Raw genomic sequence first — 15,081 nt, 5'->3', positions numbered from 1 at the left:
TAACAGGACAGACTAAGAATAATTTAACTTGAACATGCAATTCTTTAATTAGGAAATAGCCTTTACAAAAGTGCTTACTTTTTCAGCGTGTACTTTTGCCAATTCATCATCTGTAATTCCTTTTTGCTCATCAAAATTCTCGTTAAATCTTGGCAATGAAAAAGATGTAACCACAGTACCTTGAAATCTAGTTATCATTTTTTCCGCAACCTCTAAGGCTCCAATAGCACCACGACCACCATTTGAAGTGGCCATTAACAATATCTTCTTATCCGCTAAGAACTTTACATCTAACCTAGATAACCAATCCATAACATTTTTAAAATAAGCAGAAGGGTAACTATTGTGCTCACTTACAGCAATGATCAAGCCTTTGGCATTACTTATTTCATTCTTAAACTCCACCAAAGAGTTAGAGTAACCATCTTCTTTTTCCGCATCTTGACTATACATAGGAAAAGGGTATTTAGACATTTCTCTTAACCTAACCTCTGTATCACCAATTAACGTGGAAGTATATTTTGCCAATTTATAATTAATGGAAACTGAAGAATTGCTTCCTGCAAATGTTAAAACGTAACTCATAATGCTATTTTATTGTGTATTTGCGAATTTAATTTAATAAAGCCTAACCTTAAATTATTTTATCTAATTTTACCGCTTTAAACATCCAAACTTACTGTTTTATAAGTATATAGGATATAATTGTTATAATGAGCAACTCTAAGTCAAGATTGTTTTTTTTAGACGCTATAAGAGCGTGGGCCATCTTAATGATGTTACAAGGTCATTTTATTGATGGTTTGCTTGATAATGCATTCAGAGACAACTCAAATATGCTCTTTGCCACTTGGAAATACTTTAGAGGAATTACCGCTCCGGTTTTCTTTACCGTTTCTGGTTTTATTTTTACTTTTTTACTGATAAGATCACCACAGACGGGTTGGAGAAACCCTCGCGTAAAAAAAGGAATTAAACGTGGTCTTGAACTTTTGGTCATCGCCTATCTTTTAAGAATGAATATTTTTGGTCTCTTTAAAGGCGAAATCTATGATTCTTTTTATTTAGTTGATGTACTGCACTGTATTGGGCTTTCTTTATTATTCATCATAGGTTTTTACATCTTGACATTTGCTAGGCAGAAATGGATTTTCCCAACAATATTGGCAACCACTACCCTATTATTATTTGCCTTTGAACCTTATTACAAAAACCTAAGTTTTAATTTTTTACCGCAAGCCATGGCTAATTATTTCACAAAGACCAACGGCTCTGTGTTCACTATTATTCCCTGGTTAGGCTATGCAACCATAGGTAGTTTTCTGTCAGTGCTATTTTCTAAATTTCAAAACAATAAAAATGTTTATAATTTCATAGTACCAACATATGTAGCCATTGGGTTAATCTTAATATTTTTTTCTTCCGATTTCTTTCTTTATTTGCATGAAGTTACCGGAGTACAGCTATTTCAATCCATTTTCAATAACAATTACCTATTTATTCGCTTAGGTGATGTATTATTAGTCTTTTCCATATTTATACTGCTAAGAAAGTTTTTGTTGAACTCAACTTGGCTAAAAATCGGTCAAAGCACGCTATCAATATATATTATACATTTCATTATTCTATATGGTAGTTTTACAGGCGTTGGCTTATATAGGTTTTTTCACCACTCACTGAATCCATACTTTGTCGTACCGGGAGCCATATTGTTTATGATTGCAAGTACATTTTTTGCACTACAGTATGAAAATCATAAAATAGAAATTAAATCTAGCATATCTAGCTTTTTGTCAACTACTAGAATTTACTTGGAACAAATAGCAATTTTACTGTTTGAAGCTTTGAGAACCATAACGGAAAAAGTACTACGATTACTGGGGTTGATAAAAAATTAAAACCATCCTAACAAATGGTTTAGAAGTTATAATATTGATAAAGGCAGCCCAAGGGCTGCCTTTATTATTTAAAATAGAATCTATTAATTATACATGAAGCGCACGATCATCGGTTGCGGCCAATGCTGCTTCTTTCACTGCTTCAGCATATGTTGGATGAGCATGGCTCATTCTAGAAATATCTTCTGCGGAAGCTCTAAATTCCATTGCAGTTACCGCTTCGGCAATTAAATCTGCAACACGAGCACCTACCATATGAACCCCTAAGACTTCATCGGTCTTTTTATCGGCAAGGACCTTTACAAATCCGTCAGTATCCATACTTGCCCTTGCACGGCCCAAAGCGCGCATTGGAAATTGACCAACTTTATAGTCAACACCAGCTTCCTTTAGCTCTTCTTCAGTTTTACCAACTGCAGCCACCTCTGGCCAAGTATACACAACCCCAGGAATTAAGTTATAATCAATATGAGGTTTTTGACCTGCTAATTGCTCAGCAACCAAAGTACCTTCTTCTTCCGCTTTATGAGCTAACATAGCTCCTTTGATGACATCACCAATAGCGTAGATATTATCTACGTTAGTTTTCAAGTGCTCATCAACAATGACTTTACCTCTTTCATCAAGTTGAACACCTGCAGCATCAACATTTAATCCGTCAGTATAAGGCTTTCTACCTACAGCAACCAAACAGTAGTCACCTTCAAAAACAACCTCTTGACCTTTTTTATCATCGGCCTTTACAATAACCTGATCTCCTTTTCTTTCAACCGATTTTACTTTGTGAGATAAGGCAAACTTCACTTTTTGCTTTTTAAGCACCTTGGTCAGTTCTTTTGAAAGTGCACCATCCATACCAGGAATAATACGATCCATAAACTCGACCACCGTAACATCAGCTCCTAGTCTTTTATACACCTGACCTAATTCCAAGCCTATAACACCACCACCAATAACAATCATATGTTTTGGTACTTCCTTTAGTTCTAGAGCTTCTGTAGATGTGATGATACGTTCTTTATCCAATGTAATGAACGGTAAGGCAGATGGTTTGGAACCTGTGGCTATAATAATATTCTTAGCTTCGATCTCTTCGGTTTTTCCATCGTTCTTTTTGATGTAAATATGAGTAGCATCTTTAAAACTACCTACACCTTCATAAACGGTAATTTTATTTTTGTCCATCAAAAACTCTATACCCTTTGTAGTTTGATCAACCACACCTTGCTTACGAGCGATCATTTTTTCCAAGTTCACTTTAACTTCACCAGGAATCTCAATACCATGCTCATCAAAATGCTTAATGGCATCTTCATAATGATGCGAAGAATCTAACATCGCCTTAGAAGGAATACAGCCAACATTTAAACATGTTCCGCCCAAGGTGGAATATTTTTCAATTATTGCAGTTTTCATTCCTAGTTGCGCACAACGTATTGCTGCGACATATCCTCCAGGTCCTGAGCCTATAATGGCTACATCATATTGATCCATAAAATTTTAATTTTCTAATGTCTTACAAAATTAATACTATTTTTACTTTTAAAGCGGTATAGCGGTAGAATGCTTTACCTCTTTTATAGTAAATGAGCTTTGAGTACTTCCAATATGATTCATAGTCGTTAATTTATTGACCATAAAATGTCTGTAAGCCTCCATATCTTTAACATGAATTTTCAACAGATAATCATAATCACCACTTAAATGGTGACATTCTACCACCTCTTGCAAACGCATGACCTGTGCTTCAAATTGTGCAATATTATCCTTAACATGCTGCACTAACTTCACGTGACAAAATACCGTAAAGTTCCTATTTACAATAGCTTTGTCAACTAACGCCACGTAACTTCTTATTGCCCCTTCCCGTTCCAATCTTTTTATACGTTCATAAATGGCAGTGGTGGAAAGCCCTAATTTTAAGGCATACTCTTTAGTTGTCTTCTTACTATCTTCCTGTAGTAATTCCAATAGCTTGTTATCAATTTGGTCAAGTTTCATAATGAATATAATTCTGTCTGGATGTTACAAATTAAACAATAATAGAATAAAAATCTAATTTTACATAAATAATAACATCAAATTCTAAAAAATTACATCTCTGTTGACAAATTTACACTTAAATGGTAGTTTTACAGAAAACAACAACCCATGAGTCACAAAAGCAGCAATGATTTACAAGATCTACAATACTTTGGAGAATACGGTGGCGTAAATCCGTCCATATCAGATTCATCTACATATACTTTCATATCGGCAAAGACGATGTTCGATACTTTTGAAGGAAACACAGAAGGCTGCTATCTATATAGTAGGCATTCCTCCCCTTCAAACTTATATTTGGGTGAAGCCCTTGCAGCTTTAGAAGGTACAGAAAGCGCCAATGTTACCGCCAGTGGCATGGGGGCTATTACAGCTGTAATTCTACAAATATGTAGTGCGGGCGACCACATAATAAGTAGTAGAACAATTTACGGTGGCACATATGCTTTCATGAAAAACTTTCTAGTAAAGTTTGGGATAGAAACTAGCTTTTTAGACATTACAGATTTAGATGCTGTGGAAAATGCTATTAGACCAAATACTAAATTGATCTACTGTGAGAGCGTAAGCAACCCGCTTTTAGAAGTAGCGGACATTTCGGCTTTGTCACGTATAGCAAAGAAGAACAAACTACAATTAGCTGTTGACAATACCTTCTCGCCTTTAACCATTACCCCGGCAAAATTGGGTGCAGATATCGTCATACACAGTTTAACCAAATTTATAAATGGTACTAGCGATTGTGTTGCAGGGGTCGTTTGCGGCACCACCGAATTTTGTTTAGGACTTAAAGATGTAAATAATGGTGCGGGTATGTTATTAGGTAGTACATTAGATAGTTTAAGAGCTTCTTCAATTCTAAAAAATATGCGTACACTGCATATACGCATGAAAAAACACAGTGAAAATGCCCAGTTCTTGGCTGAAAATTTTGAAAGGGACGGACTTAGAATAGTCTATCCAGGACTCTCATCTCACCCAGGTCATTTGATTATGGAAGATCAAATGAATCCGGAATATGGTTACGGTGGCTTAATTACAATGGACGTTGGCAATTTAGAATATGCCAATGCATTGATGGAATTAATGCAAGAAAGAAAATTGGGTTACTTAGCCGTAAGTTTAGGTTTCTATAAAACCTTGTTCAGTGCCCCAGGTAGCTCAACGTCTTCTGAAATTCCTATGGAAGAACAACAAGAAATGGGATTGGGCAATGGCCTAATTAGATTTTCCATTGGACTTGACGATGACATAGAACGAACCTATGAATTAATGAAAAAGTGCCTCTTGGATCTTAATATTCTGGATATCAAAAGCATAAAAGTCTAAACTCTATTTTGCATGTTGGGTTTGCACATCCGTAACAGAAATCGTAATATTACGAAATAACCAAACTTCATTTTAATGATTGACCAAAACACTAATGAACATAGGGAAAATGAGCATATTGTTGACAATAAAGAATTAAGCATTTTTGCTGCTTTAGTTCCTGTAATTGCCCTAGTTGCCATGTTGGCTTACAATGTTTATGTGTTTGGTGATGATGCGCTCAGCGGATCAAATCAGTTTATTTTATTGCTTGGTGGCGCAGTGGCCGCAATAGTTGGTTTTCTGAACAAGGTATCTTACAAGCAAATGATTGCCGAGGTTGAAGAGAACATAAAATCTACCACGGGAGCGTTACTAATACTTTTAATGGTAGGTGCTCTAGCAGGTACTTGGCTGGTTAGTGGCATAATTCCGGCCATGATCTACTACGGACTTCAAATACTTAATCCTACCATATTTTTAGCGGCTTGTGTGATTATTTGTGCCATTATATCCGTAGCAACAGGTAGTAGCTGGACCACTTCTGCAACCGTAGGTATTGCCTTAATAGGTATTGGTGAAGCACTGGGTATTTCTTTGGGAATGACCGCAGGAGCAGTTTTATCCGGAGCATATTTTGGCGATAAATTATCTCCCCTGAGCGACACCACAAATTTAGCACCAGCAATGGCAGGTGGAGAATTGTTCTCTCATATAAAGTATATGCTATGGACTACGGTACCAACTATTTCCGTTACGCTAATTGTGTTTTTAATTATTGGGTTTAGCCTTAATACAAGTGGAGAAGCTGATGTAGACGCCATTTTAGCATCTATAGATTCCTCCTTTAATATCAACGGATGGTTATTTTTAGTACCCATTGCAGTTATTGCGCTAATAGTTAAAAAAACACCTCCATTGGCGGCATTACTTATAGGTACTTTATTAGCGGCTATTTTTGCATTGATCTTTCAACCGAATATTGTTGCCGGCATCACAGGAGCATCAGAACTAAATTTTGAATCGGGTTATCAGGGAATCTTAAAAGCCATTACGGTAAGTACTGATATACCCACCGATAATAAAGCCTTAAGCGATTTATTCTCATCAAAAGGTATGACCGGTATGCTAGGCACCATTTGGCTTATCATCTGTGCTATGTTTTTTGGTGGCATTATGGATGGTATTGGAGCTTTGGCAAGAATTACAAAATCATTGTTGAGCATGGCTAAATCTACTTTTGGGCTATTCTTTAGCACTGGAATTAGCTGTATTGTTTTAAACGGTACTGCTTCCGATCAATATTTAGCAATTGTAGTACCGGGCAAGATGTTCTCAAAAGCATTCAAGGACAAAGGCTTGGCTCCTGAAAATTTGAGCAGAACTCTTGAAGATACTGGTACGGTTACATCTGTTTTAATTCCGTATAACACCTGTGGTGCTTACCATAGTGGTGTTTTGGGTGTTGGTGTGGCAGAGTACTTTGTTTATGCCATTTTTAACTGGTTAAGCCCAATTATGACCTTCATCTTTGCAGGCTTTAACATTAAAATAAAAAAATTGGCCACGGGCAAAGCCTAAAATTAAAATTCATCACTTTTTAGCATAATAAGCTAACAATTGTCAATGTGATAAATTAAGGGGCTTAATTTTACGTCTTCGACACTAAAAACACCTGTATTGCTTCGCTATTCAAAATAGTTATTCTACTATTGAAAAATCTAATTTAGAAAGACACTTTACCCTCTTACAAGTCTTAATTTTGCTTTATAATTAATTATAAAACGAAAACATATTATGGCATTTGTAGGAAAGAAATTCCCAAATATTAGTGTTAACGCAATGAACGACATGGGCGATACTTTTAAACTTAATGTTTTAGAAGAAGCTCAAAAGAATAATAAAAAAGTAGTTCTATTCTGGTATCCAAAAGATTTCACTTTTGTTTGCCCAACGGAATTACACGCATTCCAAGCTGCCATTGGTGAGTTCGAAAAAAGAAACACACTTGTAATAGGTGCATCTTGTGATACTCCAGAAGTACACTTTGCTTGGTTGAGCACAGACAAGGATAACGGTGGTATTGAAGGTGTAACATATCCAATTTTAGCGGATAGTAACCGTAACCTATCTAGCGTTTTAGGAATATTGGATATCCAAAACGAAGTTTACGACGAAGAAACTGAAACCGTTCAGGTTGAAGGTGACAATGTTACTTACAGAGCAACATATATCATTGATGAAGAAGGTGTTGTACAACACGAAAGTATCAACAATATGCCTTTAGGTAGAAATGTTGGTGAGTATTTACGTTTGGTAGATGCTTTAACCCATGTACAGGAAAAAGGTGAAGTTTGCCCTGCAAACTGGGAAGAAGGTAAAGAGGCAATGTCTGCAAATAGAGACGGTGTTGCTAGCTACCTTTCTGCTCATGCAAACTAAATAGAATGTTTAATGAACATGAAGTATTTCACTTCATGTTCATTTTATTAACCATTAAAAAGCTTTAGTTATGTTATTAGAATTAGAACAGGATAATTTACAGGAAATCATTGAGAACAACCCTAACGTTGTTGTTCAATACTCTGCCACGTGGTGCGGTAACTGTAGAATTATGAAGCCTAAATTTAAAAAAGAAGCTTCACAGAACGAAAATATTACTTTTGTATTGGCAGATGCCGAAAAGTTTCCAGAATCAAGAAAATTAGCTGACGTAAGCAACTTACCAACTTTTGCTTCATTTGAGTCAGGTAAATTAAAAAACCAGGTTCAGACCAATAAGTATGACCTATTAAAAGAACTGATCGGTGAGATTACCCATAATTAAATTATTGACGGAGTTCATTGAGGAGAAGGATAGTGACTATGTCCTAGAGACCATTGAAACTCTAGAAGCACTTACTGAGTTGCCTTCGCTAAAAGATGAAGAACTTGATGTCATTGGAGAACTTATTTCAAATATGTACGGTGCCATTGAAGTTTCCAATAGTATAGAGGCCGGCACTCCAAAAAAAGATGCTATGAATCAGTTTATGAAACGGGTCTTAGGCTCCATAGACCAATAATAGCTTTTAAATTTATAAAGTCCCTTCAAAATTGAAGGGACTTTTTTTTGTCCTATTCCCGCTTGTTTCATCTTTATATTTTATAATTTCACATTCTCAATCATAAAAAGATAAAAGTTATGGCTTCGGTTACATTAAAAGGAAATGAAATACACACTATAGGAACTTTACCAAATAATGGCAGCAAAGCTCCGGAATTTGAATTAACTAAAAACGACTTATCTACCGTAAAACTTTCTGACTATGAAGGTTCAAGGGTAGTTCTAAATATTTTCCCTAGTGTTGACACAGGTACTTGTGCACAATCCGTTCGCCAGTTCAACCAAGAAGCTGCAGAGTTGGATAACACCATAGTACTATGTATTTCTAAGGACTTACCATTTGCTCAGGCAAGATTTTGCGGTGCAGAAGGTATTGAAAATGTTGAAATGCTTTCAGATTTTAAAGATGGTAATTTTGGAAAAGGTTACAACGTAGCATTTTCAGACGGGCCTTTAGCTCCTTTATTATCAAGAGCCGTAGTGGTTGTTGACGAAAAAGGTAATGTTATTTATACTGAGCAGGTAGCTGAAACTACTGAAGAGCCAAATTACAAAGCGGCATTAGAGGCGTTGATGAACTAATAACAAAAATCTCATGCCAAAAGAATCCTTTTTGGTCAATCGTATTAAAAGTGTTGGTTTCGCCTTTAAAGGTGCCATACTTTTAATACGAACCGAAGCAAGTATTAAAATTCAGGTATTCATTGCTATAGTTATGACAGCCGCTGGTTTTTATTTCGACATTTCAAGTACGGAATGGATACTTCAAATATTTGCAATAGCCATTGTTTTAGGTATTGAAGGCATGAATACAGCCGTAGAAAAAATTGCTGACTACATTCAACCAGAATTTGATGTAAAAATCGGATTCATAAAAGATATATCTGCGGGTGCCGTAATGTTAGTTTCTATAGCATCAGCCATTATTGGTCTTATTATATACGTACCAAAGATTCTTTAGGCAAGTCTATAGTTCACCATAGCTCAACGTAAATTTGTAATTTAGCACCAGAATTAAGTTTTAATGGCAAAAAAGGCATCTAAATCAAAGCCAAAACCTACTAAAAAACGATCACCGTTTAAGTTATCCAAACAGAATAAAATCATTTTGGGTAGTTTGCTCATGCTATTTAGCATTGCGCTGTTTTTCTCTTTTATATCGTTTTACTTTAACTGGCAAGATGACCAAAGCCTATTGTCCGAGTTTAAGGACAGGAATGAACTTGCAAAAAATCTACTGAATAAATTTGGCGCTAGTATCAGTCATTTTTTCATGTATAAAGGATTTGGAGTTGCTTCACTTATATTCCCTTTTTTAATATGTATTAGTGGAATCTACCTATTCCTCGGTCTACCATCTAAGGCGCTCATTAAGAAATGGATTTGGGGTTTACTTTTTGTCATCTGGATTTCAATTGCCCTTGGATTCTTTGCAACTACAAGTCCATTATTAGGTGGTTTAGTCGGTTTTGAAATGAACGACTTCCTGCAAGATTATACAGGTAAAATTGGTGTTTTATTATTATTGGTCTTTGGTCTTATTTTTATTCTCGTTCGTTTGTTTGAAGTTACTCCTGAAGGAATTTCAGCTTTCTTTAAATCAAGAAAAGAAGCCATAACTACAGAGTTTAAAGCAAACAAAGAACGTAAGGCAAACAAAAAGAAATCTTTAGAAGAGGAAGAAGAATTGCTAACTACCTCTCTTGAAGAAGAAGCTCCAGTGGTTGTTGACACCTATACTCATAAAACTGAAATTCCCCATTTAGAAAAAGAGGAAGATAATTTAAGTGATTTTGAAATAACTGCACCAGAACCTGAGGAAACTTTGGCTATGGAAGTTGAGCAAGTTATTGAAGAGCCAGAAGAAATAGATGTACTGGCCAATAAGTTAGTAGACGATTTTGGTGAGTTTGACCCTACTCTTGAATTAGGAAATTATAAATTTCCACACATTGATCTTTTAGACCAACATGGTACAACTGGGGGTATTACCATAAATCAGGAAGAATTAGAGGAGAACAAGAATAGAATTGTTGAAACTCTCAAAAATTATAAAATTGGTATTGCCCAAATTAAGGCAACCATTGGCCCTACGGTAACCTTATATGAAATTGTACCGGAAGCTGGTGTAAGAATCAGTAAAATCAAGAATCTAGAAGATGATATAGCATTATCATTGGCTGCACTCGGTATACGTATAATTGCCCCTATTCCGGGTAAAGGCACCATTGGTATTGAGGTTCCTAATAAAAATTCTACCATAGTCTCCATGCGATCGGTAATTGCATCAAGCAAATTTCAAAAAGCCGAAATGGAACTGCCTATTGCTTTTGGTAAAACCATTAGTAACGAAACCTTTGTGGTAGATTTAGCAAAAATGCCACACTTACTAATGGCAGGTGCTACAGGTCAAGGTAAATCTGTTGGATTAAATGCGGTTTTAACCTCGTTATTGTATAAACGGCATCCTGCAGAGGTTAAATTTATTCTAGTAGACCCTAAAAAAGTAGAGCTTACCCTTTACAATAAAATTGAACGTCATTTCTTGGCCAAACTTCCAGATTCGGAAGAAGCTATTATTACTGACAATACCAAAGTAATTCATACCCTGAACTCGCTTTGTATTGAAATGGACAATAGGTATGAGTTACTGAAATTGGCCATGGTTCGTAACTTAAAAGAGTATAACACCAAGTTTAAGGCCAGAAAACTTAACCCTAATGATGGACATAAGTTCTTGCCTTATATCGTATTGGTTATTGATGAGTTTGCAGATTTAATTATGACCGCAGGTAAAGAGGTTGAAACACCGGTAGCCAGATTAGCACAATTGGCTAGGGCTATTGGTATACATTTGATCATTGCAACACAAAGACCATCGGTTAACGTTATAACAGGTATTATCAAAGCCAATTTCCCGGCCAGGTTAGCCTTTAGGGTAACTTCAAAAATAGATTCAAGAACCATTTTAGATACAGCAGGTGCCGATCAATTAATTGGTAGAGGTGACATGTTGTTTACACAAGGTAATGATGTCACACGTATTCAATGTGCTTTTGTAGACACGCCGGAAGTGGCTAAAATAGTAGAGTTTATTGGTAGTCAACGAGCCTACCCCGATGCGCATGAGCTTCCCGAATATGTGGGTGAAGATTCTGGCACGAGTCTTGATAATAACGTGTCGGAAAGGGATTCTAAGTTCCGTGAAGCTGCTGAAGTTATTGTTATTGCCCAGCAGGGATCTGCCTCTTTAATTCAAAGAAAATTAAAACTTGGCTATAATAGAGCAGGTAGAATCATTGATCAATTAGAAGCAGCTGGAATTGTAGGTCCGTTTGAAGGCAGCAAGGCAAGACAAGTTTATGTGTCTGATATGGTGGCCCTTCAACAAATATTGGATAACGAATAACATTAAAAAAAGAGATGAAAAAAATTATTATTGTATTAACGGTTATATTATCTACGGCATTTGCAAATGCGCAAAATTCCGATAAGGCAAAAGCTTTATTAGATGAAGTATATAACAAAGTACAGGGTTACGACAACATTTTTGTTGACTTTAAATTCGATTTAAAGAATGCAGAAGCAGGTATTAATCAAGAAACAAGAGGCGACGTTACACTTGCCGGCAATAAATACATGTTCAATTACCTTGGATCACAACAGATTTTTGATGGTAATAAAGTGTATACTATTGTTCCTGAAAACGAAGAAGTAACCATAGAAGATAAATCTGACGATGAAAATGCCATGACACCTTCTAAAATGTTGACATTCTACAAGGAAGGACATAACTATGCATGGGACATTTTACAGAATATACAAGGTAGAAAAATTCAATATGTTAAGTTAACACCTATTGACTCTGACACCGAGATCAAATCTAGATTGTTGGGTATTGATATGGGCACTAAGCATATCTACAAATTAATTGAGACAGGTAAAAACGGTACCAAGACTACGATCACTGTTAATTCTTTTAAAACAGATCAAGATTTGTCCAAAACCTTATTTACTTTTGACGAAGCCAAGTATAAAGATGAAGGCTATTTCATTATAAGAAATTAGAACTATTGAGAATACTAGACCGATATATCCTATCAAGGTTCGTCTTTAATTTTGTCAGTTCGTTTGTAATATTGATGTTCATCTTCATATTTCAAACGATTTGGCTTTTTATTGATGATTTAGCCGGTAAAGGTCTAGACATTGTTATTATAGGTAAGTTTCTATTTTACCTAATGCCTGATCTTACAGAAAAGGTTCTACCATTAACAGTACTGTTATCATCTATATTAACCTTTGGTTCTATTGCCGAAAATTATGAGTTCGCTGCCATGAAAGCCTCAGGTATTTCACTGCAACGGTCCATGTTAAGCTTAATTATTTTTGTCACCGTTTTAGGCGGGGTAACCTTTTTCTTTGCCAATAATGTGATTCCTCTTTCGCAACGAAAAATATACAATCTACGTAGAAACATAGCTAAGGTAAAACCAGCCGCAGTTGTAGCAGAAGGTGTTTTTAGTGATTTTGAAGGTATGAATATTAAGGTTGATGAAAAATACGGTGAAAATGACCGGTTTTTAAAGAACGTCATTATTCATACAAAATCTGCAAATAACGTCAACACCAGAGTTATTAAGTCTAAAACCGGCGAATTGATCAGTAGCGAAGACTCTGATATTATTCAGCTAGTATTAAAAGACGGGCATCTATATGAAGACGTACAGACTAAGAGCAGTGAAAATAAAATGAAATTCCCTTTTGCTCAAGCAGATTTTGATACGTACACTATGAATATTGAAATTCCTGAGATCAATAACGATGACCTTGAGGAAGAAAGAGATATTAGTACCGATAAAATGAAGAATATATCCCGACTAAAAAAGGATATCGATTCTTTACGAGGAGATAATTTTAGAATTGTACGCGCGTTTTCTAAAAATATTGAAGGAAGAACAGGAATGTTTACACCTTTAATGCCCAAAAACAAAGATTCTACCAAATCTGACATGGTTAGAAGAAAAGACTCCATTATAGAAAACAAAGCATTACAGGCAAAACAAAATACAGCCTTTCAAGATTCTATAACGGATAACTTTTTAGTCCTATTTCCAGATTGGCAACAAATACAGATTTTAAGCAGCGCTAAAAACGCTACTAGCAGTATTTTAGGTACCGTAAGTGGAAAGAAAGAAGAATTACAGAAGCGGTATAAAATTTACAACATGCATATACTTTCCTTACATAATAAATATGCATTGGCTTTTTCATGTATCATATTGTTCTTTGTAGGTGCCCCATTAGGCGCTATTATAAGAAAGGGTGGCTTAGGGTTACCAATGGTCATCGCCATTGTACTTTTCCTTATTTATTATTTCATTGGTGTATTCGCCGGAAATTACGCAAAAGAAGGAAACATTCATCCAATGTTGGGGGCGTGGTTATCAACACTTATAATGCTTCCGTTGGGAGTGTATTTGACCAAAAGAGCTACCGAAGATAAGGGAATGATGGATTTTGGTTTCATAGCCGATTTCTTCAAAAAATTATTTAAGAAAAAAGATAAAGCTGAAGCTTAAAAATGAAAGATTTGAGTGATATTAAATTGAATAGTATTGAAGAAGCGATTGCAGACATACGCGCCGGTAAAGTAATTATCGTTGTAGATGATGAAAATCGTGAAAATGAAGGAGATTTTTTAGCTGCAGCCGAATTGGCCACACCAGAAACGGTTAATTTTATGGCTACACATGGTAGAGGTCTAATCTGTGCACCACTTACCGAAGGTCGCTGCAAAGACTTAGGTCTACACATGATGGTAAGTACCAATACCGACCCTTTAGAAACGGCGTTTACCGTCTCCGTAGATTTAAGAGGTAAAGGAGTTACAACGGGCATATCTGCCGGTGACCGTTCAAAAACGGTTATAGCTTTGACTGAGAGCGATACCAAACCGCATGATTTAGCAAGACCAGGGCATATATTTCCATTGGTTGCCAAAGAAGGTGGTGTATTAAGAAGAACAGGACATACAGAAGCCGCTATAGACTTTGCAAGATTGGCCGGATTAAAACCTGCCGGAATTATCGTTGAGATAATGAATGAAGATGGTACTATGGCACGATTGCCAGAACTGGTAAATGTTGCCAAAAAATTCGACTTAAAAATTGTTTCCATAGAAGACCTTGTTGCTTACCGAATGGAACATGACAGTCTGATCAATAAAGAAACCGATTTCAATATCACAACCCGTTTTGGTGAGTTTAGATTAAGGGCATATAAGCAAACCACCAACAATCATGTTCATATTGCACTAACAAAGGGCACATGGTCATCTGACGATAAGATTTTGACGAGAATAAACTCTACGTTGATCAATAATGATATTCTGGGAACCTTAACCCATAATCCAGATGAGCAGCTAGAACAGATGTTTCAAAAAATTAATGATGAAGGCAAAGGCGCCATAGTATTCATTAATCAAGATTCAGAATCAATGAACCTACTTTCAAGGTTAAAAGAGCTAAAAGAATTACAAAAACAAGGTGTTCAAAAAGCTCCAAAAATTGAAATGGACAATAGAGACTTTGGTATTGGAGCCCAAATACTTCATGATTTAGGTATTCATAAAATGAGATTAATGACCAATAGCACCCAAGCTAAACGTGTAGGCATTGTAGGTTACGGATTGGAAATTGTAGAGTATGTATCTTATTAAGATAT

Annotated in this window: 15 protein-coding genes; 12 read left to right on the top strand and 3 right to left on the bottom strand. The window is 35.9% G+C overall.

Features of this window, described 5'->3' with window-relative positions; genetic code table 11:
- Positions 1-48 precede the first annotated feature (48 nt).
- The gene (locus YQ22_RS15755; protein ID WP_071341950.1) at positions 49-585 is read right to left on the bottom strand and encodes an NADPH-dependent FMN reductase; all 537 of its coding nucleotides are present in this window, start codon (positions 583-585) and stop codon (positions 49-51) included.
- 128 nt (positions 586-713) lie between these two features.
- On the opposite strand from YQ22_RS15755, the gene YQ22_RS15750 reads away from it, so the two are divergent.
- Positions 714-1,898: a heparan-alpha-glucosaminide N-acetyltransferase domain-containing protein gene (locus YQ22_RS15750; protein ID WP_071341949.1), complete on the top strand. Its 1,185-nt coding sequence runs from the start codon at positions 714-716 to the stop codon at positions 1,896-1,898.
- 87 nt (positions 1,899-1,985) lie between these two features.
- On the opposite strand, the gene lpdA is transcribed toward YQ22_RS15750, so the two are convergent.
- Positions 1,986-3,392 carry a dihydrolipoyl dehydrogenase gene (gene lpdA / locus YQ22_RS15745; protein ID WP_071341948.1) on the bottom strand — a complete coding sequence of 469 codons (1,407 nt, stop codon included), beginning with the start codon at positions 3,390-3,392 and terminating at the stop codon, positions 1,986-1,988.
- Positions 3,393-3,440: 48 nt separating this feature from the next.
- Positions 3,441-3,899, bottom strand: coding sequence for an Lrp/AsnC family transcriptional regulator (locus YQ22_RS15740; RefSeq protein ID WP_058105835.1), 459 nt, complete (start codon positions 3,897-3,899; stop codon positions 3,441-3,443).
- Between the two features lie 150 nt (positions 3,900-4,049).
- On the opposite strand from YQ22_RS15740, the gene YQ22_RS15735 reads away from it, so the two are divergent.
- From YQ22_RS15735 to ribB, 11 genes are all read left to right on the top strand, one after another.
- Positions 4,050-5,270: an aminotransferase class I/II-fold pyridoxal phosphate-dependent enzyme gene (locus YQ22_RS15735; RefSeq protein ID WP_071341947.1), complete on the top strand. Its 1,221-nt coding sequence runs from the start codon at positions 4,050-4,052 to the stop codon at positions 5,268-5,270.
- 75 nt (positions 5,271-5,345) lie between these two features.
- The gene (gene nhaC / locus YQ22_RS15730; protein WP_071341946.1) at positions 5,346-6,830 is read left to right on the top strand and encodes a Na+/H+ antiporter NhaC; all 1,485 of its coding nucleotides are present in this window, start codon (positions 5,346-5,348) and stop codon (positions 6,828-6,830) included.
- A 216-nt stretch (positions 6,831-7,046) separates the two neighbouring features.
- The gene (locus YQ22_RS15725; protein ID WP_058105832.1) at positions 7,047-7,691 is read left to right on the top strand and encodes a peroxiredoxin; all 645 of its coding nucleotides are present in this window, start codon (positions 7,047-7,049) and stop codon (positions 7,689-7,691) included.
- 70 nt (positions 7,692-7,761) lie between these two features.
- Complete coding sequence (locus YQ22_RS15720; RefSeq protein ID WP_058105831.1) at positions 7,762-8,076, top strand: thioredoxin family protein; 315 nt, start codon at positions 7,762-7,764, stop codon at positions 8,074-8,076.
- A complete protein-coding gene (locus YQ22_RS15715; protein ID WP_058105830.1) occupies positions 8,057-8,314 on the top strand; it encodes a DUF6952 family protein in 258 nt (85 codons plus the stop codon). Before YQ22_RS15720 ends, YQ22_RS15715 begins: the two co-directional genes overlap by 20 nt.
- A 119-nt stretch (positions 8,315-8,433) precedes the next feature.
- Entirely contained in the window at positions 8,434-8,937 is a 504-nt protein-coding gene (gene tpx / locus YQ22_RS15710) for a thiol peroxidase (protein WP_071341945.1), read from the top strand.
- 13 nt (positions 8,938-8,950) lie between these two features.
- The gene (locus YQ22_RS15705) at positions 8,951-9,316 is read left to right on the top strand and encodes a diacylglycerol kinase (RefSeq protein ID WP_058105828.1); all 366 of its coding nucleotides are present in this window, start codon (positions 8,951-8,953) and stop codon (positions 9,314-9,316) included.
- 63 nt (positions 9,317-9,379) lie between these two features.
- Positions 9,380-11,764: an FtsK/SpoIIIE family DNA translocase gene (locus tag YQ22_RS15700; RefSeq protein WP_071341944.1), complete on the top strand. Its 2,385-nt coding sequence runs from the start codon at positions 9,380-9,382 to the stop codon at positions 11,762-11,764.
- Between the two features lie 14 nt (positions 11,765-11,778).
- Positions 11,779-12,423, top strand: a complete 645-nt coding sequence (locus YQ22_RS15695) for a LolA family protein (protein WP_071341943.1) — start codon at positions 11,779-11,781, stop codon at positions 12,421-12,423.
- A gap of 74 nt (positions 12,424-12,497) precedes the next feature.
- Positions 12,498-13,937, top strand: coding sequence for an LptF/LptG family permease (locus tag YQ22_RS15690; RefSeq protein ID WP_071341942.1), 1,440 nt, complete (start codon positions 12,498-12,500; stop codon positions 13,935-13,937).
- 2 nt (positions 13,938-13,939) lie between these two features.
- Positions 13,940-15,076, top strand: coding sequence for a 3,4-dihydroxy-2-butanone-4-phosphate synthase (gene ribB / locus YQ22_RS15685; protein WP_071341941.1), 1,137 nt, complete (start codon positions 13,940-13,942; stop codon positions 15,074-15,076).
- Positions 15,077-15,081 lie beyond the last annotated feature (5 nt).

The organism is Maribacter sp. 1_2014MBL_MicDiv, assembly GCF_001865655.1.
GTDB classification, from domain to species: domain Bacteria; phylum Bacteroidota; class Bacteroidia; order Flavobacteriales; family Flavobacteriaceae; genus Maribacter; species Maribacter dokdonensis.
The sequence above is the reverse complement of the archived record's forward strand: the minus strand, read 5'-3'. Positions and strand labels throughout refer to the sequence as shown.